The 23,755-nt window shown below is 41.0% G+C and carries 22 protein-coding genes; 18 read left to right on the top strand and 4 right to left on the bottom strand.

Going from position 1 to position 23,755, the window contains the following annotated elements:
- Positions 1–2 precede the first annotated feature (2 nt).
- Positions 3–1,865 (top strand): DNA mismatch repair endonuclease MutL, encoded by a 1,863-nt coding sequence (mutL, locus tag AC1MBV_RS01745; RefSeq protein WP_480947424.1) that lies wholly within the window; start codon positions 3–5, stop codon positions 1,863–1,865.
- 262 nt (positions 1,866–2,127) lie between these two features.
- Here mutL and AC1MBV_RS01740 read toward each other — a convergent pair whose 3' ends face one another.
- Together AC1MBV_RS01740 and AC1MBV_RS01735 are read right to left on the bottom strand one after the other, a co-directional pair.
- Positions 2,128–3,081: a helveticin J family class III bacteriocin gene (locus AC1MBV_RS01740; RefSeq protein WP_480948249.1), complete on the bottom strand. Its 954-nt coding sequence runs from the start codon at positions 3,079–3,081 to the stop codon at positions 2,128–2,130.
- 2 nt (positions 3,082–3,083) lie between these two features.
- Positions 3,084–3,287 (bottom strand): hypothetical protein, encoded by a 204-nt coding sequence (locus AC1MBV_RS01735; protein ID WP_480947423.1) that lies wholly within the window; start codon positions 3,285–3,287, stop codon positions 3,084–3,086.
- Positions 3,288–3,548: 261 nt separating this feature from the next.
- Between AC1MBV_RS01735 and AC1MBV_RS01730 the strand changes: the two genes are divergently transcribed.
- The 15 genes from AC1MBV_RS01730 (at position 3,549) to AC1MBV_RS01660 (ending at position 18,839) form a co-directional block, all read left to right on the top strand.
- A complete protein-coding gene (locus AC1MBV_RS01730; protein ID WP_255746400.1) occupies positions 3,549–4,328 on the top strand; it encodes a hypothetical protein in 780 nt (259 codons plus the stop codon).
- A gap of 296 nt (positions 4,329–4,624) precedes the next feature.
- Complete coding sequence (locus AC1MBV_RS01725; RefSeq protein ID WP_255746402.1) at positions 4,625–6,076, top strand: IS1182 family transposase; 1,452 nt, start codon at positions 4,625–4,627, stop codon at positions 6,074–6,076.
- A gap of 777 nt (positions 6,077–6,853) precedes the next feature.
- Entirely contained in the window at positions 6,854–7,150 is a 297-nt protein-coding gene (locus AC1MBV_RS01720; RefSeq protein WP_255746404.1) for a hypothetical protein, read from the top strand.
- Between the two features lie 31 nt (positions 7,151–7,181).
- Complete coding sequence (locus tag AC1MBV_RS01715) at positions 7,182–7,310, top strand: hypothetical protein (RefSeq protein ID WP_255746405.1); 129 nt, start codon at positions 7,182–7,184, stop codon at positions 7,308–7,310.
- A 312-nt stretch (positions 7,311–7,622) separates the two neighbouring features.
- Positions 7,623–8,246, top strand: a complete 624-nt coding sequence (locus AC1MBV_RS01710; protein ID WP_255746407.1) for a DUF5052 family protein — start codon at positions 7,623–7,625, stop codon at positions 8,244–8,246.
- Positions 8,247–8,573: 327 nt separating this feature from the next.
- Entirely contained in the window at positions 8,574–9,521 is a 948-nt protein-coding gene (gene miaA, locus AC1MBV_RS01705; RefSeq protein WP_480947422.1) for a tRNA (adenosine(37)-N6)-dimethylallyltransferase MiaA, read from the top strand.
- A 204-nt stretch (positions 9,522–9,725) separates the two neighbouring features.
- A complete protein-coding gene (gene hfq / locus AC1MBV_RS01700) occupies positions 9,726–9,959 on the top strand; it encodes an RNA chaperone Hfq (RefSeq protein WP_093669405.1) in 234 nt (77 codons plus the stop codon).
- Between the two features lie 257 nt (positions 9,960–10,216).
- Positions 10,217–11,170 carry an AAA family ATPase gene (locus tag AC1MBV_RS01695; RefSeq protein WP_255746411.1) on the top strand — a complete coding sequence of 318 codons (954 nt, stop codon included), beginning with the start codon at positions 10,217–10,219 and terminating at the stop codon, positions 11,168–11,170.
- 25 nt (positions 11,171–11,195) lie between these two features.
- Positions 11,196–12,449, top strand: coding sequence for a GTPase HflX (hflX, locus tag AC1MBV_RS01690; RefSeq protein WP_255746413.1), 1,254 nt, complete (start codon positions 11,196–11,198; stop codon positions 12,447–12,449).
- Positions 12,450–12,452: 3 nt separating this feature from the next.
- Positions 12,453–13,733 (top strand): methionine gamma-lyase family protein, encoded by a 1,281-nt coding sequence (locus AC1MBV_RS01685; protein ID WP_255746415.1) that lies wholly within the window; start codon positions 12,453–12,455, stop codon positions 13,731–13,733.
- 105 nt (positions 13,734–13,838) lie between these two features.
- A complete protein-coding gene (locus tag AC1MBV_RS01680; protein ID WP_253060748.1) occupies positions 13,839–14,225 on the top strand; it encodes a MerR family transcriptional regulator in 387 nt (128 codons plus the stop codon).
- Positions 14,226–14,286: 61 nt separating this feature from the next.
- Positions 14,287–15,621, top strand: a complete 1,335-nt coding sequence (gene glnA, locus AC1MBV_RS01675) for a type I glutamate--ammonia ligase (protein WP_255746417.1) — start codon at positions 14,287–14,289, stop codon at positions 15,619–15,621.
- Positions 15,622–17,006: 1,385 nt separating this feature from the next.
- Positions 17,007–17,627 (top strand): YcxB family protein, encoded by a 621-nt coding sequence (locus AC1MBV_RS01670; protein ID WP_480947421.1) that lies wholly within the window; start codon positions 17,007–17,009, stop codon positions 17,625–17,627.
- A gap of 312 nt (positions 17,628–17,939) precedes the next feature.
- Positions 17,940–18,446, top strand: coding sequence for a DUF3189 family protein (locus tag AC1MBV_RS01665; protein ID WP_255746424.1), 507 nt, complete (start codon positions 17,940–17,942; stop codon positions 18,444–18,446).
- A gap of 216 nt (positions 18,447–18,662) precedes the next feature.
- The gene (locus tag AC1MBV_RS01660) at positions 18,663–18,839 is read left to right on the top strand and encodes a hypothetical protein (protein WP_255746426.1); all 177 of its coding nucleotides are present in this window, start codon (positions 18,663–18,665) and stop codon (positions 18,837–18,839) included.
- A gap of 88 nt (positions 18,840–18,927) precedes the next feature.
- Here AC1MBV_RS01660 and AC1MBV_RS01655 read toward each other — a convergent pair whose 3' ends face one another.
- Positions 18,928–19,863, bottom strand: coding sequence for an exonuclease domain-containing protein (locus AC1MBV_RS01655; RefSeq protein WP_255746427.1), 936 nt, complete (start codon positions 19,861–19,863; stop codon positions 18,928–18,930).
- Positions 19,864–20,018: 155 nt separating this feature from the next.
- Between AC1MBV_RS01655 and AC1MBV_RS01650 the strand changes: the two genes are divergently transcribed.
- On the top strand, positions 20,019–21,065 hold the full coding sequence (locus AC1MBV_RS01650) for a C39 family peptidase (RefSeq protein ID WP_255746428.1): 1,047 nt from the start codon (positions 20,019–20,021) through the stop codon (positions 21,063–21,065).
- A 627-nt stretch (positions 21,066–21,692) separates the two neighbouring features.
- Complete coding sequence (locus tag AC1MBV_RS01645; protein WP_480947420.1) at positions 21,693–22,097, top strand: phage holin family protein; 405 nt, start codon at positions 21,693–21,695, stop codon at positions 22,095–22,097.
- Positions 22,098–22,318: 221 nt separating this feature from the next.
- Here the strand turns inward: AC1MBV_RS01645 and AC1MBV_RS01640 are convergent, their stop codons facing one another.
- Positions 22,319–23,683: an IS4 family transposase gene (locus AC1MBV_RS01640; RefSeq protein WP_480947419.1), complete on the bottom strand. Its 1,365-nt coding sequence runs from the start codon at positions 23,681–23,683 to the stop codon at positions 22,319–22,321.
- Positions 23,684–23,755 lie beyond the last annotated feature (72 nt).

Below are 23,755 nucleotides of genomic sequence, written 5' to 3'. Positions count from 1 at the left end.
AGGTGGGTGTTATAAAGAGGCTCAGTGAGACGCTGGCTAATAAAATTGCTGCAGGAGAAGTTGTTGAACGCCCGGCTTCTGTCGTGAAAGAGCTTGTGGAAAATGCGATTGACGCTGAAGCATCCTCCGTTTTGATCGAGGTTGAGGAAGGCGGCCTGAAATCAATTAAGGTCACGGACGACGGTCGCGGTTTCGCACCTGAAGACTGCCAAATTGCTTTCGAGAGGCATGCAACGAGCAAAATTCGTCAGGATTCCGATCTTTTCCACATTGCGACGCTCGGCTTTCGTGGCGAAGCATTGCCAAGTATTGCAGCAGTTTCCCATCTTGAATTGACAACATCAGATGGTGAACATCCCGGTACGCATCTTGTTCTTCAAGGCGGCCATATAATTTCTACCGGTCTTGCTCAAAGCAGGAAGGGCACCGAAATCAATGTTGAACGGATTTTTTACAACACGCCGGCTCGATTAAAATATCTTAAAAGTATACACACCGAACTCGGGAAAATAACTGATGTCGTTAATCGCATGGCGCTTGCTTATCCGAACGTGCGTTTTACCTTGATTCATGAAGAAAAGACCGTTTTTCAAACAAATGGAAGCGGAAATTTGAGCCATGTTCTGGCTGCTATATATGGTGTGCGAACGGCGAAGGCTGGCTTTCATTTTTCGGGAGAATCACTCGATTTTAAAGTGGAAGGCCTTGCGGTACATCCGCAGATATCCAGAGCAGGCAGACAATATGTCTACATTTTTATCAACAATCGGTTTATTAAAAACTATCCGATTTTCAACAGCATCATAGACGGCTACCATACTTTGATGATGATCGGCCGTTATCCGATCTGTGTGCTTCATATTCAGATGGATCCATCGCTTGTTGACGTCAACGTTCATCCGGCAAAGCTGGAAGCACGAATCAGCAAGGAGAAGGAGCTCTGCGCACTAATCAGCGAAACAATTCGATCAGCTTTTCATCGTGAACGGCTCATTCCCTCGGTATCAGGCAAGCCGCATCTGCAGGCTGATAAGCCAAAGAATGAACAGCAGAAGCTTGACTTTTCACCGGCAGCCGTTACAGGACCTGATCTATCAGATCCGCAAGAGACACAACAAAATGAACCATTTGCTGAACCAACGTTCACGGAACAAGTACATGAGACGGAAAACGAAGGATTTTCAACGACAAGATCAGATTTTGATCAAATCGCGGCAGCTTTTCAAGGAGAGGTGCATGATACAGGCGTCGAAGTATCACCTGAGGATGATGAACCAAAAAGGCGCATGCCAAAGCTCTATCCGATCGGTCAGATGCACGGCACCTATATTTTTGCTCAGAACGAGGAAGGTCTCTATATTATTGACCAGCATGCTGCTCAGGAACGAATTAAATATGAATTCTTTCGTGAAAAGGTTGGCGAAACAGCACGTGAAGTACAGGAACTGCTTGTGCCCATGACCTTTGACTTCAGCACGGCTGAATATGAGACGGTCATGGAATATCTGGACTACTTGCGCGATATCGGGTTGAATTTTGAAGTGTTCGGAGCGCGCAGCTTGATCATCCGCTCCTGCCCAACTTGGATCCCGAAGGGCAAGGAAGAGGAAATGATCAATGACATCATCCATCAATTAATTGAAACAGGCAAAGTTTCGATCAAAAAGCTGCGCGAGAAGCTCGCAATGATGATGTCCTGCAAGCGCTCGATCAAAGCCAATCACTATCTGCGCCAGGATGAAATCCAGGCATTGCTCGACACACTCAGTAAAGCCAAGGATCCGTTCACCTGCCCTCATGGTCGTCCTGTGCTCGTACACTTCACGCCCTACGAAATGGAAAAGATGTTCAAACGCGTGCAATAAAGAGAAATATAATGAAGGTGTCTCAATAGTCCATTTTTGACTTTGAGACACCTTTTTAAATATATTTTCTCCCACAGATTTAATAAGTGAGATACAATTAAAGATTGTTGATCAATCCCGTTTCGAGATTCTGCGTGAAGTGCACAAAAACATTGGTGGTGAATTTGGCGGTTCTCCGTTTTCTTTAACCCCTACACTCTCGCATGGGAAAATTTTGAAGCTTAAGTCATAGCTTCTTAGATTACATGTTGATGAAAGTTGGTTAAAAATCATTTTTAGGTACTGTGAAAATTATTTTAGAATTATCGCTATGCAGAGATACATTTAAATAAACATAATCCCCCTTTAACTGAATCCCTTCAGTTTCAACTCCATTACCAACCGGATTGTTTAAGACGCTACCTTCAGCCCCTTCAACAGCAACAGCGTATGGAGTAAAGTCAGTTGTGCCCCAGTTGCCTTTTTGAATAACTGGTTGATTACCAACGCCACCACTTGAAATATAAATGGCTTGTCCGTCAGAAAACTCAATCCCTTGAACAGATTGATGTGCAACTTTATTGTAAAAATCACTTGATGTATATGACTTTACACATTGAGCCACAACAGAAGCGTCACCAACTGAAATATACTTTGAAGCTTGAGCTTCCTGAGTATCCAAAATATTATTTAGTCCAGCAGCATTGTAATAAGCAAATTGAACCGTATTGGACGTATTCATTGACCAGATCATTAAATAGTTACGAGAGCTATCTAAAGCCGCTTCACAACGCTTTAATGTACCAAAAGATGAACCTGATTTATTGGCATGATTGATGCTTGAGAAACGTGGAACATCCGTATAGTCAATCGAAGCGCCAGCTTGATATTGAATCCGGGCAATTTGTGTTCCCCAGTCGGTACCAGTAGCCGATGGATTATCTACCTGTGTTGCCTTTGTCACTACCCAGAAATAATCTTTTCCATTGTGGTCAAACCACTGTAACGTTTCACCGTGCCCAAATCGTCTGAGCGTCATGTAATTACCTTGCGCATTTAGTGATGAACCGCTTAATGGAAAACGTGTAATGATTTGGTTGGCTCCCACACCCGCATTATTAATTTGTTGAGTGGTGTAAACGTATTGAGTCCCTACATAGGCACTTTGGACAACATTCTTGTAGTGTAAACCATTTAATGTAAAAGCCGCGGTACCAGTTGCCGCCTGAGAGGAAATAGTTATTTTTTGTTGAGACCCGCTGATTTTTCTTCTTTATACGCGTCATAGGCCTGCCGAGGGGCTTCAGGGTGATCCTTAAAATAGTGCTCCATGGCTTCATCGGAATCAAAATCGTCTCGGTTCATAACTAATTGGTCGGTCGGAACAGGTTCACCAGCATCAAATCGCTCATCTAATGGGACGGCTTTATCATTTCCACTCATAACAAATTCCTCCCTGTCTAAAAATTTGGTTTGTAATAATATTCGCATTATTAAAACCTCTTTCATTATAACACTATTGTGGGCTGATTTAAGCCATATAAGCTTTTCTTTAAGAAAAAGGAAAACCGCAAAGGCGTTTAGTCGATGCGTTACGTTATGTTATGTTATAATGAGGCAAAATAAGAGGATATCATGCAGTCCCCAAACTGAACTGGGCGTTACGATTAAGTCCAAAACGTATTAGACAAGGGGGATTTAGATATGAATAAATGGACAAAATTATTCATGGTTTCAGTCCTTGCTGTAGCGAGCTTACTGACTATAACATCATGCAATACATCCAATACATCCAATAAACCCAATAAAACCGTTAAAACCAATACGGCAACAATTAAAGTGGGCTACACGCCTTTAAAGACAGCCGGATCCACCCGTAACGTGGTTGCTACAGGTAAATACGCCCTTTATACGAAACCCGGCACGGTAAAAGGGGCTAAACTAGTAGCTTCTAAGAGCAAGATGGCAAAATTTGCTTCTTATACTCATGCAGATGCTGATTATTACTATGGTAGTCTGAGAAACCACGCTTATAAGGGTTCAACTTATTATTTCCGTGCCTACGGTTATAAGGTCACCAACACCGGTTCCGTTTATTATCGTGTCGTGACGATGAATGGTAAATATCGGGGTTACGTCTATGGGGGCAAAAAAGTCGGCTCATTTGCTGGCGGAGTTAAAAAAGCAATGACTACCCAGCCCACAACAATTCCTGCTATCTACAAGGACCACGTCGTCGGGGTTGCCACTCCAGGTGTTATTTGGAATTATCCTCCTTACACGCAATACAAGACTAAGAGATTGGCTCAAAAATCTGATTTTATAGGCTCAACAATTCCAAGTAAGTCTGAATTTAAGGTCACTAAGGCTGTAAAACGGACTCGGGAACAGGATACTTACTACTACCTTAAATCTCAAAAGAGCTCCGTACCTTCAGGTTGGGTAAGCGCCATGCGCATTCTTTCTTATTTTGAGATTCAGTGAAATTGAAAGCAACGAAGGCATTATTCACAATTGATCGCTCTAACGCGTCATTCATATTCGATCAACGATCAATAAAAAAGAGGTTGCTCCGTATACAGTTTCTCATCAAAAAATGGTTCATGAAATCCCGAGGATTTTCATGAGCTATTTTTAGTCAACGGCAATAAAAAATCCCCCACCCTCGCATGAGGCCACTGAAAAAGTCATTAAAAAGAGTACCATTCCTCACACAAAGTGCGGAAATGGTGCTCTTTTCCTTTATAATTATAAGTATCCTTATAAAGTGGGTGTAGCTAATGATGCCGCAACAATCCTCGATGATCTTAAGTTCTTATTCAGAACTTTATGACATGGTTGTCCCTAAGGACAACCTCTTGCGAAAAATTAATGAGCTTATTGACTTCTCTTTCGTTGTCAAAGAACTTAAAGATAAGTATTGCTTGGATAATGGTCGTAAGGCAATTAGTCCCATCCGCATGTTTAAATATTTATTGTTGAAATCTATATTCGATTTATCCGATGTTGATGTCGTTGAACGCTCCAGGTATGACTTGTCGTTTAAATATTTTTTAAGCATGGCACCAGAAGATCCTGTCATTGAGCCAAGCTCACTGACAAAATTTCGGAAACTCCGTTTAAAAGATATTGCCCTTCTAGATCTGTTGATCAATAAGACCGTGACGATTGCGATAGAAAAAGGCATAATCAAAAGTCATACCATTATTGTAGATGCCACCCATACGAAAGCACGCTATAATCAAAAAACTCCGTTAGAGATTCTTTCAGAACGATCGAAAAAGCTTCGAAAAGCCGTCTATAAAGTCAACGAAAAGATGAAAGAAAAATTTCCGACAAAAACCGCTTCAGAAGCCATTGAGGACCAAACCGATTATTGTCAACAGCTGGTTCAGGTGATTGAGAAGGAGCCCGTGCTTTCAGAATACCCAAAAGTCAAACAAACCCTGAATCTTTTAAAAGAGACGGTGAATGACGATCTGGAACAGTTACAATTGGCCACAGATCCAGATGCTAAAGTGGGCCATAAAACAGCAGACACCTCCTTTTTTGGCTATAAGACCCATCTGGCGATGAACGAAGAACGCATCATCACAGCAGCGGTCCTTACCACTGGGGAAAAGAACGATGGCAAGCAATTAGAAACGTTGATTCAGAAAAGCATTCAGACAGGAATGAACGTAAAAACAGTGATTGGCGATACTGCTTATTCTGAAAAGGGAAATATTGAGTACACTCAGAAAAATGAGATAGAATTAGTAGCGAAATTAAATCCCTTGATCACTCAAGGGCATCGGAAGAAAGAAGAAGAGTTCCAATTTAATAAGGACGCTGGTATGTATGTGTGCAAAGCAGGGCATATGGCGATTCGAAAAGCGAGACAGGGGAAAAAAGATGCTGGAAAGAATCAAAAAGATACGTATTATTTTGATATAAATAAATGTCAGCAGTGCCCCTTCCGAGAAGGATGTTACAAGGAAGGGGCAAAAAGTAAGACGTATTCCGTCAGCATTAAATCAGATGAGCATTCGAGACAGGCCGCATTCGAAAAAACGGAGTATTTTAAAGAAAGATCAAAAGAACGCTACAAAATAGAGGCGAAGAATAGTGAATTAAAACACAGACACGGGTATGATGTCGCAAAATCCTCGGGTCTGGTTAGTATGGACATACAAGGAGCCATGGCGATATTCACAGTGAATTTAAAGAGAATACTGAAGCTCATGGGATAAAGAGACGGGGAAAGGCCTCCCTATTCAAAGAAAAAAGCGACTCAGAGATTCACTTTCGAATTTCTGAGTCGCTTTTTCGATAACGCTATTCAGTTCTTCTGAAAAAACGGAGGTTTTTCAGTGGCCTCCCCTCGCATGGGGGTGGGGAAATATTAGGCCATCTTGCAATACTCTCTCTATCAACTTATTTAAGCATCAATCAGATCTTTTTTTGCTTTTTCAAGCCAATCAATATCACGGCAAACCGCATAATAAACAGCACGGTTGTTTAAGTCATTCTGGTGTTCATCTTCGTACTTTCTTAAATCAGAGATTTTCCCATCAATCGCTTCAATTATGGCATCAATTAATATTCAATTGAACAAATCCAGTGATGATCTAAAACGGTGTTATTCTTTCTTGAGGGTAGTGTATTCTTATTCATTTGTTTGATTCTTATTCGTGGGATTGGATTGATTCACTTATCCTTCCATTTTAAAGGCTTATCTTGTTGGATAATCACTATAAATTCGAACATTTCTAGTATTTTAAATCGTCGCATTCATTTAGTGCAATGTTACTGTTTGAGATTATAAAAATCTAAAAATGATCCGGTATTAGATTTGGTCATTCAGCATGATCTGAGAACATTTGAAATTAATCTAACTGCACACGTCTTTTTTAGCTGATGTTCGCTACGAGTTAATTCGCTTATGAATAACTAATGAAGTATGATTGTATGTAAAAAGATGCGTTTCATTTAAATAAAGTAAGTTCAGGAATTGAGGAGATTACCAAGTGAAGAAACTGAAACATCCGAATCTAGTTATATTTATACTTATGTTCATTGGCGCTTCATTCAGCAGCGGGTTCCAACAGATGGCGTACTGGTCACCAAAGGTATTCTGGTATTGGGCAGGTGCAGGAATTGCTTATATGTCTACAGCTGCAGCGCTCATTTTAATAGTGTATTTAAATAAATCAAAAAAAGAAGGCGGCTTGGTTCGGTCCACCAAGCTGATCGGTATCATTATTTGTTCGCTGATTCTCTTGTGGACGACGTTTGTGATGATCGCCGGACAGTCAGGGATGTAAACACTAGAATAGTAGAGAAGAGTTGATGTTAATGGATGAAGGCAAGCAAAAGCCTACCGACAATTTTGACCGTCTGTTTATTGGGAAACCAGGTTGCATGTCCATTATTGTGATTCTAGCGGCACTTTTTATAATCTATGCGATTTTTATTGCAAAGTAATAAAATGGCAATGAATAAAACACTTTATCTTAAGCGTTTCTTAAGGATCTAAAGTTATTATAGACTCATGAAAGCAATATCTCCCCCCTTTTTATTCGAGCACTTAGTTGCTCGTTTTTTTTTGTTCAGAATCTGTTCAGTTTACTGTGCTATCTTTTATTTACCGTACATTGTTATTTTGTGGGCCTGAAAAGGCCCATTTTTTTTGCACTTTTTTCTTATCTCTGTCTTGAGGCGGATGACAGAAGGCGACACACACGTTATGATTTTGATAGATTCATTGATTTTTCAAGGGACAGGGGAGAAAGTTTCGTGACAAAGAAAATAAAAATTGGACTTATAGCTGCTTTACTGGCTTTATCGATTGTCGTACTCAGCGGCTGCCAGGTATTGGATTTTTTCACAACGCAGGTTGAGGGAAGCTTAAGAGGCCTAAATGTGACGATGCAGACTTATGACGCGGACGGACAGCCGATTGATACGATAAAAGGAATTTCGGGATCGATTACCCGGGATAATAAATTCGATCGCACAAATGATAAGGGCGAGACAACCAAAGAATCATCAGTTTTGAATATTACTATTGGCGGAAAGCAAGTCGTTCATGTGGGCAGTACATTGATCATGTATGAAAAAGGTCTACAGGATGTCATGAATAAACTGCCGCAGAAGGTGTTGGTTGAAAACCAAGAACGCAGTGTACCATTTGTTAATCGGATTGTTAATAACTATCATAATTATTTTGACGGACATTCGAAAGTCATTTTGATTCGTTCGCAGCTGGGAAAACCAATCGCTACCTTTGCAGGCAATCATGTTTCTTATTTTGCGACAGAAGTTCCGAATTCAACCGGATTGATCATTGATGGAAAATATCTATTTATTTATCGGTGCGATTTCACCATGTACGACACAGAGCTCCTTAAAAAGGATTAAATAAATGGTCTTGTCTCGATCAATATTGGTTATAATAGATTCTACTTGCATAAAAGAACACACGTTCGTTATAATTACTGTGTAAATGATGTGCTCGTGGGAAGAGGTGAGATCATCGAGCTGATTGATCCAGGTTCGCAAACGCGTGTGCAGACGTCATTTGGTGTGGTTTAAGGTAAACGATTTATGTACTATTCGCGTGGGGTTGTCACGTAATGCCGCTGCATAGATAGGTTTATCTATGCGGTGACAAAGTGATTTGTGTTATACTGTACCCACCTTTTTACTTTTTACATGGGAGTTCATGAGTACAAGATGAAAAATAGGATGCAAACAACGATTGTCATTGTCGGGCCAACTGCAGTCGGAAAAACAAAACTCAGTATTGCGCTCGCAAAGCGGTTTAACAGCGAGATCGTGAATGGGGACGCATTTCAAGTGTATCGCGGCATGGATATTGGTACAGCAAAGGTAACTGAAGAGGAAGCAGATGGTGTAACCCATCACTTAATTAATATTTGTGAACCTAGCGAACCTTATACGGCAGCCGATTATCAGCATGATGCGAGGAAAGTACTTGAAAGTGTGTCTTCTGAAGGAAAAATGCCGATTTTAGTCGGCGGTACCGGTTTTTATATCAAGGCTGCACTTTACGATTACCAATTTGCTTCAATCGGGGCGAATCCGGAATATCGGCGTGAATTAACACGTATGGCGCAAGAAGAAGGCGGAGAAGCGCTGTTCGCATTATTAAAGCATGTTGATCCTGTTGCAGCAGAACGGATTCATCCTAACAATTTGGTGCGTGTCATACGCGCTTTAGAAGTTTTCCATGAAACCGGGAAACGCTTCAGTGATCACGTGCAAGATGAAACTGTTCGCCCGCTCTATCCGTATTTATGTATTGGATTAACCATGGAGCGCTCAATACTGTATGCACGCATTGATATGCGTGTTGACCAAATGATCGATGAAGGTCTCCTTGAGGAGGCACAGCTATTATATAAACGAGGCTTGAGAAATGCGCAGGCGATGCAGGCGATCGGTTACAAGGAGTTCATCCCGTTTTTTGATGGCTTATGTTCGCTTGATCACGCTGTGAACCAGTTGAAGAAAAATTCGCGTCATTATGCGAAAAGACAATTGACATGGTTCAAAAGACAAATGCCGATTCAATGGTTCGATATGACGGATGCACTGCAAGACTTTTCAAGAAAAGCTGAAGAAATTTACAGTTTTATCGAAGAACATCAGGCAAAAAGCGAGCGATCGTGAACTTTTATCACATTTATTGTCTTGTTTCATAAACGATCTTTGCAAATGATGGAAATTTAAAATATAATCTTAATTGTAGATCTTTCTGACTGGACATTGAATTCCTTCTCAGAGAAAAAAGATCAGACAAAAGAGGTTTTCTTGCAGGTAATTTTCACATTAAATCGAAGTAGTTTTATTTAGAGAGAAAAGAGGAGGAATAAAATGAAACAGTCAATCAATATCCAGGATACATTTTTGAATCAGTTGCGAAAAGAAGGAACGTTTGTGACCGTCTTTCTGGTCAGCGGTTTTCAATTGAAGGGCAAGGTTAAGGGGTTCGATAATTTTACAGTGCTTCTGGACAGCGAGGGCAAGCAGCAATTAATCTTTAAACATGCGATTTCGACGTTTACTCCTTCAAAGCCTGTGAATTGGACCAGTCAGGACGAGTCATAATAGATTCTGGAAGGGCAGCGGTTACGCTGTCTTTCTTTTATTTTGGTAAGGCTTTTTGCTCGCTTTGCAAGTGACGGATCTTTGGCTCTTCGCACTTCTGAATAGGGTACCGACGACATAGGATAGAGCAGTCCAATCATTTTTCATAATGTCCCGAAGTAATGGGCATTTGTCACGGAAACGATCAAGCCGGCGTATACATAACAACGCAGGCCAAGAGCGGTGCTTGATCCAATGAATAGCGAGGTGATCGAATCGTGCGAGAAGCCTATACATTTACAAAAAAAAGTCAGATCAATGTGGTCTTTAACCAGAAAACCGAGAAACATGAGGCTGCGCCTTTTCCAGTTGATGAGCGTGTGACCCATGAACCGCTTGAAAAACTGGAGGCAAAGCTTGACCGACTGGTGGGAATGGATCAGATAAAACATATGGTACGCGAACTTTATGCGTGGCTTTATATTTATCGCAAGCGTGAAGAAACTAATTTGAAGGTACAAAAACAGTCCTTCCACATGTTGTTTAAGGGGAATCCAGGAACCGGCAAGACGACAGTTGCACGTCTTCTGAGTGACTTGTTCCGTGAGATGGGAATACTGCCGAAGGGCCATTTGATCGAAGCTGAACGAGCTGATCTTGTTGGCGAATACATTGGACAGACAGCGCAAAAAACAAGAGAACTTGTAAAACGTTCTTTAGGCGGTGTTTTGTTTATTGATGAAGCGTACTCGCTGTCACGTGGTGGAGAAAAGGATTTCGGAAAAGAAGCGATTGATACATTAGTGAAACAGATGGAAGACCATAAAGATGAGTTTATTTTGATTCTTGCTGGCTATTCCGATGAAATGGATGAATTTCTCAGAATGAATCCCGGCCTGCCATCTCGTTTTCCAATGATCATGTCTTTTCCGGATTATTCCGGTGCAGAATTGCTCGAAATTGCGAAGCAAATGATCCGTGATCGTGAGTATACGATGACTGCGGAGGCACAAAAAAAACTATTCCGCCATCTTCATCAGAAAATTGTTGAGAATGAACCGCATTTCAGTAATGGACGTTATGTACGCAATCATGTGGAAAAAATGATACGTCAGCAAGCAGTTCGTTTAGTTAGGGAAAACAGCTTTGATCGTGACGCGCTGATGACGATCCGTGCCTGTGATTTGACACTGGATAATCATTTAATGATCGCGCCAGCAGACGAAGCTTAATGCATCAATTAAAGAGAGGTATCTTATGGAAAGTGTGATACTCGTTGCCTGTCAGCTTCCTTCTCAAAGTGACGATCATTTTGAATCGTCACTTGAAGAGTTGGAGGCTTTGACGAAGACGGCCGGTGGACAAGTAGTTGCCGTCGTAACCCAAAAAAGACAAAAGATTGACTCCGCTACCTACATTGGAAGCGGTAAATTACAAGAACTTGATGCCCTTGAAAAAGAATTAGGCGCCGGGACTGTGATCTTTAATGGTGAACTGTCTCCCTCTCAGCAGGGACGGCTTGGAGCGCTGCTTTATGCAAAAGTGTTGGATCGGACACAGCTCATTTTAGATATTTTCGCGATGCGGGCGCGTTCGCGAGAAGGCAAACTTCAAGTAGAACTTGCCCAGCTCCAGTATCTCCTGCCACGCTTGAGCGGGATGGGAGATTCATTGTCGCGTCTCGGAGGAGGAATTGGGACACGCGGTCCCGGTGAAACCAAGCTTGAATCCGATCGACGCTATATTCGCAGCAGAATGAAGGATATCAGCAATCAGTTGAAAACCGTTGTACAGCATCGCAAACGCTATCGTGACCATCGTCAGTCAAATAATCAATGCCAAGTGGTCATTGTCGGCTACACGAATGCGGGAAAATCCACGCTGTTCAACCAATTAACCGCTGCAGGAACTTATGCTGAAAACCAGCTTTTCGCAACTCTTGATCCCTTGACACGAAAAATGAATCTTCCTGGTGGTTTCATGGCTCTATTGTCCGATACCGTTGGTTTCATTCAAGAACTACCAACACAGCTAGTAGCTGCTTTCCGCTCAACGCTTGAGGAAGTGAGTGGCGCACAATTGATTTTGCATGTACTTGATGCTTCGGATCCGGATTTGATTACACATGAAGAAACCGTTCGCCATTTACTGTCTGAACTCGGTGTAGACGACCTGCCTATACTCACGATTTATAACAAGAAAGATCTGTTACAGACACCATTCATCGTTCCGAAAGGATCTCTTCTCGTTTCGGCAAGGGACATTAAGGACCGTGATCGAATTCTTGCTGAAATACTGGCACAAATTGAAGCGCAAATGGTGGACTATCACACACAGCTCCCAGCCGATGAAGGAAAATTACTTAATGAACTAAAGCGGAACACAATATTGAAAAGACAAGAATATGACGAAGCGTCACAGGCTTACGAAGTTGAAGGATTTGTTTTTCCCGATGCACCAATCGCCTCGAAACTGATTCACGATCCGTCGTCAACGAATAAGGAGTTTTGAAAAATGTTTGAAGCACTTGCCTATGGAGAGAAGTTAAGAAAAATTGCTGCAGCAGTTGAAGCGCAAATTGCAGAACGTTTAAAAGCGGTTGATGCTGTTTCACTAGAAAATCAGTACCGTGTTTTATCCAGTTTTAAAAAAAATAAGATTAGTGATGCCCATTTTAGCGGAACAACAGGGTACGGATATGATGATTTCGGTCGTGAGGGCATTGAAGCAGTTTACGCAAATTGTTTCGGAGCTGAAGCTGGTCTTGTCCGGTCACAAATGATCTCCGGAACACATGCGATTACGACTGCACTCTTTGGTGTGCTTCGTCCGGGTGATGAATTAATGTACATAACCGGTAAGCCGTATGACACCTTGGAAGGTGTCATTGGTATAACAAGCGGCAGTCATGGATCATTAAAAGATTTTGGTATTGGATTTCGCGATGTTGCGCTCAACAATGGCAAAATTGATATTGAGACAGTAAATCGAGAAATTGCGCAGAACACAAAGCTAATTGCGATTCAGCGTTCTTGCGGCTACGATCAGCGCCCGTCGATTCCGATTGCCCAAATTGGGGAAGCAATTGCTGCAATTAAAAAAGCACATCCTCATATTCTTGTTTTTGTCGACAATTGTTACGGCGAATTTACCGAAACATTGGAACCCTGCCACGTCGGCGCCGATCTAATGGCCGGATCGTTAATCAAAAATCCTGGAGGAGGATTAGCGAAGGTAGGAGGCTACATCGTCGGGCGCGAGGATCTCGTTTCAATGTGTTCGGAACGTCTGACAGCTCCAGGACTGGGAAAAGAAGTTGGTCCGTCATTAGGCGAACTAAAGGATCAATATCAGGGCTTTTTTCTTTCACCACATATGGTTGCTCAAGCAGTTAAAGGAGCCATATTCACATCTGCCTTCATGGAGAAGCTTGGCATGGAAACATCGCCTTCTTGGGAAAAGGCGCGTACGGACTTGATTCAAAGCATTACCTTTCATGACCCCGATCAGATGATCGCATTCTGCCAAGCGATCCAAATGGCTTCGCCAATTAATGCTCATGTTCTTCCATATCCGAGCCCAATGCCTGGTTACACGAGTGACGTTATCATGGCAGCCGGAACATTTGTTCAGGGGGCAAGTCTGGAGTTGACAGCAGACGGCCCAATTCGTCCCCCGTTCACTTTGTATGTTCAAGGCGGATTGACATTTGAACACGTTAAAGCTGCTTTGATGATTGCAGTAAATCACTTATTTGAGAAAAACTTACTTGATCCTGAAAAGATCAAATTGTGACAATTTATTTAAATCTGTGTCATAAGCTGTGAGATAAGCTAACATCGTTTGACAACTTAAGGGCTGCCCGTTATAATTATGTTTAAGAAAGGGGCGTGAGGCGAAATGGCTGACAACGTACGCCGTTCAATGCCTTTGTTCTCAATGGGCATTGTTCAGAAATTAACTGGGCTGACGGCTAGGCAGATACGCTACTACGAAGAAAATGACTTGATTAATCCGGAACGTAGTGAGGGGAATCGCCGCGTCTTTTCTTTCAATGATGTTGATCGTTTGCTCGACATCAAGTCTTTGCTTGACGAAGGTGTGAATCTTGCCGGCATAAGGCGTGTGCTTAGTGAAAAGCCGGTGGAAGCAAATCGGCCGGCTGAAGCAAAGAAAGCTATGTCTGATGCTGAGCTCATGAAATTTTTGAAATCCGAACTCGTTCAAGCGGGCAAGTTCGGTAAGGCTTCGTTAATACAAGGGGAGTTGTCCCGATTCTTTCGGTGACTGCTACCTATGTATATAAAATTTTTTGAAAACAGAAACTTATTTTTGGGGAGGATCTTGAATGGCAAAGTTTACGAAAGAAGACATCATTTCTAAGGTAAATGAAGCAAACGTAAAGTTCATTCGTTTGCAGTTCACTGACTTGCTCGGAATTATCAAAAATGTAGAGATTCCTGTAAGTCAACTCGAAAAAGCACTAGATAACGATATTATGTTTGACGGTTCTTCAATCGAAGGATTTGTTAGGATTGAAGAATCGGACATGCTTCTTTATCCAGATTATGACAGTTTCGTTATATTCCCTTGGACTGCTGAAAAGGGTAAAGTTGCTCGCTTCATTTGCGATATTTATAAACCTGATCGTACGCCATTCCCGGGGGATCCTCGTTCGGTTCTGAAGGCTCAATTGGCTGAAATGGAGAAACTAGGTTTCACTAATTTCAACATTGGACCTGAACCGGAATTCTTCCTCTTCAAATTAGATGAATCTGGCAATCCAACTCTTGACCTGAATGATAAAGGCGGCTATTTTGACTTGGCACCAACAGATCTTGGTGAAAATTGTCGTCGCGATATCGTGCTTGAACTTGAAGACATGGGCTTTGAAATTGAAGCATCACACCATGAAGTAGCTCCTGGTCAGCACGAAATTGACTTTAAATATGCAGATGCTGTAAAAACTTGTGATAACATTCAAACATTTAAGCTTGTTGTGAAAACGATCGCTCGCAAACATGGCTTGCATGCAACGTTCATGCCAAAACCGTTGTTTGGTGTAAACGGCTCAGGTATGCACTCGAACATGTCATTGTTCAAGGGCAAAGAAAATGCGTTCTTTGATGCTGACACTGAAGACAAACTCAGTGCAACGGCTAAATCATTTATTGCCGGCGTTTTGGAACATGCACGCGCATTTACTGCCATCACTAACCCAATCGTTAACTCATTCAAACGTTTGGTTCCGGGTTATGAAGCACCAAGCTATATCGCATGGTCATTGAGCAACCGAAGCGCTTTGATCCGTATTCCTGCGGCTCGTGGATTGAGCACACGTATTGAAGTGCGCAGTGTAGACCCTGCTACCAACCCATACCTTGGCATGGCTGTATTGCTTGCTGCCGGACTGGATGGTATCAAGAAAGGTTTGACTCCACCTGCTTCCGTTGACCGCAGCATCTACGTTATGAATGATCAAGAACGTGAAGAACTTGGGATTCATGAACTTCCTGCATCTCTTAAAGAAGCAGTTGATGCATTCAATGCAGATGAAGTTATCACAGCTGCACTTGGCGAACATACAGTTTCTCACTTCAACGACGCTAAGGAAATTGAATGGGATATGTTCCGCACTCAAGTACACCCATGGGAACGCGACCAATACATGGAACAATATTAATCAAAAAGAAATGCTGAAACCCCTTGAGCCGTATGGCTTTGAGGGGTTTTTGTTTTGCCCAAAAATAACGTGTCAATATCACATATTTAAGGGGCGAATGTTTAAAAATATTTTGAGTATACTTTGCAGCTGTTTTTTCCTCGATATCTTTCTACCTTAAAAGCAGATGTCTCAGATCCGTTGCTGGCAAGCAATCGGAGTGAAAGGAGGGATGAGTTTGATTTTAGACAATAGACCAAAGACGGCCCAAGTGTGGGCCAGGTTGCCATAAAAGATATAGAACGTTGCCGGAGGTTGAAATCCTTAATCTATGTGATTCACTATACATCATCAAAAAGAGAACTAAGCGGCATTTGACATGATGATCGATGATCATATTTTGAGTTACTACAAGTGCTGAACAAGCATCTTGGCCCTGTAGGAAATGGCTATCATCATCCGTTGTACGATGAAATGCTGCCGAACTGGAAGATGGAAAAATTTTAGACGATAGGCAATGCTAAGCGGACAGGGACTTGTGGATTACCCCTGTGGGACAGTACAGACAATATTTTATCAGGAATCGCTGTGTTGGTTGTGTTTCTTAACTTTATTCCAGTCAATGATATCAACAATCATTACGAGGAACAAATATGCCAAAATATAATAGGTGATCCAGTCATCATATTTGTCAGGGGCAAAAATTAGCCACAAGGCTCCAAAAAAGATATATGGAGCTTCCAAAAATAAAAAACGTTTTGATTTATAATGGCGTTTTATTCTGTTGAGCAACTTGTTGAACATCGGATTAGCCCCTTGATTCGGATTATGAATTTATTATAATGCAAAGCAATATAAAACGATTGCAAATAATGTGCATTTCTCAGTAGACAGCAAAGGTAAAAGAAGTAGAGAATGATCTTGGATTTAATGAAGTTGGAATAATGTTGACGGAACGGAAGATTTTTAAATCGATTTTGATTTTGTTTCAAAAGGTAAATTTGGTGAGGTCAGAATTTGGAGATAGAACTGATTTACAGTTCGACACTATTGTTTTTTTTGCTCTTTTCTTTTGTGCACGAAATTAACTAGTTCACGAATAACACCAGGAATGGTAATAAGAATAACTGCCCATAGTCTAAGATCTGCAGGACCGAATAAAGCTATCAAAATAAAGGCAGATACAAATGGTATTGCCAATATTAGGTATTGCTTATAACTCATAATGGCTGCATCCCCTTATTAAAAAATCGGGATCTCATTCGATCAACCAATACTTCATTTTACCATATCAGGAGCGGTTCCTGTGCGATTGAAATGAAGATAAATCCTGCCGCAATGAAGCTGAATATTGATATAATGGAAACAAATAACAATGTGATTGTGATCGTAACAGGAAGCTAAAAATGATAAATCTGCTGGAGTTTGGAGAGACAACATACGTGTTAAAACAACGTGGGAAGGGGAAGGGCGTGAAGGATAAGAGTTTTAATATGAGTCAGGGAGTTGAAACGATGAAAAATGATGTGATCCATTGTGGCGGCACACTAACTTGGCGTGAATTTAAAAAGTATAATTTTTATGTAAGAAAAAAGTTATTTACAGTAACAAGCATTTCATTTTTTATCATCTTACTTTTGATAAATTTGATCCTGTTTCAAAAGTTACTGATTTCATTTACAATGGCAGCAGCTTTTACGGTCGTATTCTGTTTATTATTAATGATTATTTTTCCTCTTAGAGTAAGAAATGAATATTCGAGTAATCAATTAATCAAACAAGAAATTCAGTATGAGGTCAATCAAAATGAAATTGTGCAAACTCGTGGAAAATCAAAGACTTTTTTCAAGTGGGAAGATTTTGTTTCTGCATATGAACATAAAGATATGTTTCGGATTCATGTATCAAAGAATCAAGCAGTAGTTCTACCCAAACAATTTTTCAAAAATGTTGATGAAATAAACGATTTTCGGAGATTAATCAGCACTTTGATGCCGGAAAAGAAAGTACATTTAAGCAAGCAATAGTGAAGTGGCATAAAGAGCAGGAGTTTTGATTTGGGTTGAGATTAAGCGGCCTGACACCGAAAGAGTACCGGTGTCAGGCTGTTAAAAATGTAAAAATATCTCATCAGGCATTTTTTTAATAGTCATCAGATCAAATTTAATGTATCGACTCAATCTGTTTAATATCATATCAAATACGTCTACTTGACTCGTATTCATGATATTTTTTCAGATTGAGTTTTTTTCTTATCAAGCAAGAAATGATGAGGATAATCTTCTGTTTAAATGGAGATAACAATATAAGTAAATCCAAATTAAAAAAAGGATGATTAGGTGATTTACATATATAATGACTTTGGCGGGACACATACGACTGCATTAGCAGCAGCGTATCATTTGAAAAAAATATCTGCTGATCACAAATTGACAAGGGCAGAAATTTTAGCTGTGCCTTTTTTTAATAAGCTAAACAGCTCGGATATGGGTAAAATCATTTATCACGGAATTGATGATGAAGGAAATTCGGTTTATACGGTGGGGCGTGGTACGTCTAAACACCTGCTTCCGGCGTTGAATAATTTAAGTTTACTATTGCAGCAGAAATATAAGGGCAATGAAAAGATCATTTTTTCAAACACGTCACCGACCGTGCCATTTGCGATGACGATCGGTGGCTTATGTTCCAGATGGATGAAAATAGATTTTATTGGTGTACCGCTGCTTGTACTTGGAGCAAAGCAATGCTGTCAGGATATCATTCGTCTTGTCGCGTACACCAAAAAGGCAGCAAGAACAAGCGAGAAAAAGGTTACTGTTTTACAAAATAATTCGTTTAAATAGGCATAACCGGTTATGGTCATGTCGAATGAGGAGGATGATTGTTAATCATCTGTAGGATCATAACTTTGTCGCGGTCGCAATTTTGAATGGATTGTTGGGTTTGTGATTCAAATTGTTTTTGGTTTGTCACCAAACCTTATGTTTAAGAATATCAAATAATGACCAGGCTATTTAGGTGGCTCCTTTCCCGCATTCTGCCCTAAAGGATGGATGTTAATGAAACAACCTGTACGTACGCAAATTGAGCGACCGATGTGGAAGCAGAGATTGAGGATCATCAGGCTGTTCGTGAATATTTATCGTAATAACCACAAGCGGCAGCCAGTCCTTCGCTCAACATACATTGCGTTCATTTATTGTCATTTGATTTGGAAGGATATGGGCTATTGGTAAATAATGCTTCATATTTAAATAAAAATGATCCTTAGCAGAATGGTGCCAAGGATCATTTTTTTGTAAGAGATCCATTAGGTGCGGACCTTTAATTTTCATTTAAAATCTTCAACATGTCCAAGAAATGATTTTCATCTATAATGGAAATAGATTGTCCGGAGGCTGCAAGATGTTCTGCTTTAAGCACTTTGCTGCTTTTCGAATGCATCATTGTTCGTCGATCTGGTTTGCCAATAACAAGTAACGTTGTTTTCTTTGTCACGCCGTTGCCGTTGGCCCCGCCGCAATCAGCAACTTTCTGACACGCCTCTTCACGGGACATCGATTGAAGCACGCCTGTAAACACCACGGTTTGATGAAACAAAGGGTGTTGGTTATCAAAAGATGTTTTCTTAGAAGTAATGTCTGAAGGCCTGAATGCAGCCTCTCGACGTGTTCTGACGGATGAAAAGGGTGCATAGGAATGTTTATGTAATCTGCCTAACTTATAATTGATCGCCTTCTGCATCTGATCGAGCGTCTCAATATGAAACTCCTGCATCATTTGCCGAACGATCTCAGCACAAACCAAGGCATCATCGGAAGCTTGGTGATGATGGAAGGAGATTCGGTAATGGGAAGCAACGCGATCTAAACGGTATGAAGGCAGCGTGAGCAACTTTTTTGCAAGGATATAAGAACAGAAGTAATTGACTTCCGGATAAGGCAGCCGATATTTATCCAATGTAAAACGCAGAACACTCATATCAAAGCTGGCATTGTGAGCAACCAGTGGAAGCCCCTCAATAAATGGAAGCAGTTTAGGATAAAGCTCATCCATAGTTGGTGCCTGGACGACATCATCTTCATGAATCCCATGAATCTGCGTATTATAAGGATCAAAGAATTCTTCAGGGTTAATCAAAGAGTAGAAGGAGTCGATAACTTGTCCTTGAATAACTTTTGTTAATCCGACAGAACACGGGGAAGTGCGTCGCGAATTTGCAGTTTCGAAGTCGATCGCCACATAAGATAGTTCCGGCATCCTCAGTCTCTCCATTCTAAATAGCTTTTTCAATCTATTACTATAATAACACGAGATTTGCAAATCATAATCTGCAAGATTTTTTTAAGGCATTTTTAAGTTTTATGTGCTAACTTTGTTTAATCAAAAGCTTATTGGCTTGGAGGACGGATTCATTGGTTAAACACCTGAAGTGCAATATCTGTTTCGTTTTAATGTGTATCAGTATTTTGCTGCTTTTCGGTTGTTCTAAAAGTATTTTCGGACAAACTGAACAAGAAAAACAGGTCATTATAAATGTACAGAATGTAGCGAAGACGATTCAATTGGGAGATGACTTTGATTCTAAGAAAAACGTTGTCGTGACCAATAAGGAGGGAAAGAAGCTCACTTTAAAAAAATTAACCATTTCCGGGCATGTTGATCCTAATACAACAGGAATATATAAGCTTACCTATACATATAAGTCTAACGGGAACAGTACAACTATTTCCACAGCGATTCATGTTATCTATGAAAAAAAAGAGATTATTGCATACAAAACACTAACCATCAAGAAGAAATCCCTATTTCGAGGAGATCACCAGGTGCACCAAGCGGGAAAAAATGGCTCCGTCCTCGTAGGTTATCAAGCAAAACGAACGAACGGCAAACTTGTGCTTGGAAAAGTACAGTCACATAAGGTGATCAAACAAGCGCGTTCAGAGATTGTGTATACGGGAACCAAAATCCCTAACAGTTATCGAATGAATGTTGGCGTCATTAGTCAATTACCGGAGTTGCCAACCGGGTGCGAGATTACGGCCGTGACAATGATGCTGCGCTACAAAGGAGCGAATGTGACTAAGGATAAACTTGCGGAGGAGATGCCACGAGCAACGAACGGTGATCCCAACACAGGATTTATCGGCAGTCCCTACTCAAAGTCCGGGGCAACCATCTATCCGCCTGCGTTAATGAAGCTGGTTAAGCACTATGCTGGCAGTGCAATTAATCTAACTGGGGCCTCAACAGATAAATTGAAGGACTATCTTAGCAGCGATCATCCAGTTGTAATTTGGGGAACATATGATGGGTTTACTTATCATGCGCTAACCTTGACTGGATATTCAAAAAACGGATTTTATTATAATGATCCATGGACAGGGACGAAACGCTGGATGAATAATAAGCAGATGATGGTTCACTGGAATGCTTTAGAGCAGCGAGCACTTTCATATTGAGTTGAGATATTTGGTGAATTGAGACGAATCGTGCGTGATTATGCGTGATCCCGCATAAAGAATGCGGGGTTGCGCATCATAAATACGTTGTTCATGCGGATGAAAACAAGATAAGATAATAGTGGTAAAACAATTCAATGTTTTATCGGTCGGATTTGAGGTGAATCCAGGTTATGCCTCCAGCAAATCTTGCCCCAAATACTTAATTTATTCCAGCGCACTTAGAAAACGAGTTGCGTCTGGCAGTACAATGCTTGCCTCATTAACTTTCCCATCCTTTAAGTTTAAGATTTGCATGCATGCCATGTTCACCTTAAATTCTTTTTTTATTTTTAAGACCTTAGACGTAGATGCAAATCACGCTAAAGTTTGATGTTGATTGTTCCACATTATGTTACATTCATTATGTAAGTATTTAAGCAATAACTCCCAAAACAATCGTTACTTGAACCCCTTAACCAGGGGTTCTTTTTTTGCTTTGTTCAAGCATTTCATTGTTACTCTCCCCATTGGATATGAGCTCATTATTTTGAAATAAAATGGTTATTCTTGCTGTATCGCAAGCCTTTACATGAATGAACACTCGGACATAAATTATAGATAAAGAAGTTATGAGGTGATGAAGTTGTGACAAAATATGAATTTATCTATAGGAGTATTGCAGCAATCTTTGGTGCAGTGTCGGGTTATTTATACGGTGAATGGACACCATTAATTGCAGTATTGGTCGCTTTTGTGATCATTGATTATGTTTCCGGACTTCTCGCAGCCGCCTATGTCAGTGCTTTGTCTAGTAAAATTGGTTTCAAAGGCATTGCCAAAAAAGTGATGATTTTCGCTATTGTGGCTGTCAGTCATCTATGTGATCAAATTATTGGTTCGAAAAATATTATCATGGATGCAACCATCTATTTTTATTTAGCAAACGAACTCTTGTCCATTTTAGAAAACGCGGGCAGGACGGGTCTGCCTGTGCCGAAGCAGATCAAGCAATTAATCGGTATTCTGAAAGATAAAGAAGGGAAGCAGTGAACGATTTAATATGCATAAATTCAATAAAGAAAATGGCAATGACTCCTTTAAATAATAGGGATTCATTGTCTTTTAATTTAGCACCTATTTCATTAAATTTCCGGTCCATAAGGTGCATCAATGAAATAGAGGAACTCCTTTTTATTACACTACTAAAACTTGAAAGTTGAAAAAGTATTCCAACCCCATGACAGCACTGCGGTTTCGATGAAAAAAATAGGTCAGGATGCCGCCTTCGCCAGCACTTTTTGGCAGCTGACAGGCAACTTTCCAAGAAACTTTTCGATAATCTGATCAACGACTCTCTCAGAGAGCACATACTCATCTTCAAATGCTTCTTGAAACAGGTTAAGTAATTGCCGGATGGCTTCGGTAAAACTTAGATCAGCCAACTCATCGACCATCAGGTAGAAGAGTTCACCAAGAGTCCGATCATCGGCTTGTTCACGATGCTGTACGGCAAGAAGTGAGTAACTTATGGCAACTAAAGCCGTATGCGCAAAGATGCCATCATAAGATAATCCTTGATAGCGCGCCAGGCGGAGATACTGTTTACACATCTTGAAGTACACTTCAATTGACCAGCGCTTTCCGTAAAGTTGGATGATTTCATTTTCGGAAAGCTGGGTGTCGGTTGATGCCAAAACGAGGTACTTATTCCGTTTTTGGCGGTTACGGACATAAACCAATTTGAGTGGGAAGGCCTTTTCCCCTTCAACAACTGCTTCAACCCTGACAGAGAGCAGATAGCGTGAACGGCCACGACGTTTCTTCTGAGTCTTGAAGATGTCTTTGACATCCATCAGTTGACCGTTGAATCGATAATAAATTTTTTTCGATCGTTTCACCATGGCAACGGTATGAAGCTTCATCACACGCAGTTGATGAAACATCTTGGGACTTGAGAACCACGAATCAAACAAGACGTACGAAGCATGAACACCCTGACTCATTGCGGATGAAAGCAGTTCACGAACCACATCGGTTGCTTTACGCTGGGCCTGAAGCTTACGCTTTCCAGAATAGGTTCGGCCATCGACCGAGTTCATGCCACAGACCTGGTTCCGTCCAGAAAGCAGGGAAAAGGTCACCGGAAGAAAGGTGTTGCCGTCACTCCAACCCAGTTGGAGAAAACGAAAACCGCGCACATGCCGATGTTTGGCGTGGTCGAACTGAAACGCTGACAGTTCCACTCGCTTCGCATGGGTACGCTCGTACATGGAATCATCGACAATGAACACATTCCGACGTGTCTGATCCGTCAAGGGTTTGAGGAACTGAATGATCTGACGACAGAGCAGAATCAGGAACTTTTGCCAGTTAATCTTGCCCGTGTTAAGCAAGTTACGGAAGGTCTTATCCGAGAAATTTAGTTGATCCTGATGTTTCAGATAATCACGATAGGTAGACTTGTTTGAAAAAATTGTGCTGAGCAAATAGCAGAACAGCACGTGAAAGGGAACCCCCTTTGCCTTTGTGACATTTGAAGCTCGCGCAATTTGAGCCAAGTGAAATCGAGCAAAAAATGATTGTACTGAAGCTAAAATTCCAAGAGATGGATGGTCGTTTCGTGATATAATTTTCATGGCATGAACACTCCTCGATTAATTGGGACTCGACACTTCAATTATACCGAGTTGTCGGTGTTCATGCTTTTA

This window comes from Sporolactobacillus sp. PKPK-6, assembly GCF_056678885.1.
This window is presented reverse-complemented; position numbering and strand designations above follow the sequence as displayed.

Coding starts and splice junctions, on each gene's coding strand:
- AC1MBV_RS01735 (WP_480947423.1), bottom strand. CDS start 3,287: ATGAGTGGAAATGATAAAGCCGTCCCATTAGATGAGCGATTTGATGCT.
- AC1MBV_RS01730 (WP_255746400.1), top strand. CDS start 3,549: ATGAATAAATGGACAAAATTATTCATGGTTTCAGTCCTTGCTGTAGCG.
- AC1MBV_RS01725 (WP_255746402.1), top strand. CDS start 4,625: ATGATGCCGCAACAATCCTCGATGATCTTAAGTTCTTATTCAGAACTT.
- AC1MBV_RS01715 (WP_255746405.1), top strand. CDS start 7,182: ATGGATGAAGGCAAGCAAAAGCCTACCGACAATTTTGACCGTCTGTTT.
- miaA (WP_480947422.1), top strand. CDS start 8,574: ATGCAAACAACGATTGTCATTGTCGGGCCAACTGCAGTCGGAAAAACA.
- hfq (WP_093669405.1), top strand. CDS start 9,726: ATGAAACAGTCAATCAATATCCAGGATACATTTTTGAATCAGTTGCGA.
- hflX (WP_255746413.1), top strand. CDS start 11,196: ATGGAAAGTGTGATACTCGTTGCCTGTCAGCTTCCTTCTCAAAGTGAC.
- AC1MBV_RS01685 (WP_255746415.1), top strand. CDS start 12,453: ATGTTTGAAGCACTTGCCTATGGAGAGAAGTTAAGAAAAATTGCTGCA.
- AC1MBV_RS01680 (WP_253060748.1), top strand. CDS start 13,839: ATGGCTGACAACGTACGCCGTTCAATGCCTTTGTTCTCAATGGGCATT.
- glnA (WP_255746417.1), top strand. CDS start 14,287: ATGGCAAAGTTTACGAAAGAAGACATCATTTCTAAGGTAAATGAAGCA.
- AC1MBV_RS01670 (WP_480947421.1), top strand. CDS start 17,007: ATGATAAATCTGCTGGAGTTTGGAGAGACAACATACGTGTTAAAACAA.
- AC1MBV_RS01660 (WP_255746426.1), top strand. CDS start 18,663: ATGAAACAACCTGTACGTACGCAAATTGAGCGACCGATGTGGAAGCAG.
- AC1MBV_RS01655 (WP_255746427.1), bottom strand. CDS start 19,863: ATGCCGGAACTATCTTATGTGGCGATCGACTTCGAAACTGCAAATTCG.
- AC1MBV_RS01640 (WP_480947419.1), bottom strand. CDS start 23,683: ATGAAAATTATATCACGAAACGACCATCCATCTCTTGGAATTTTAGCT.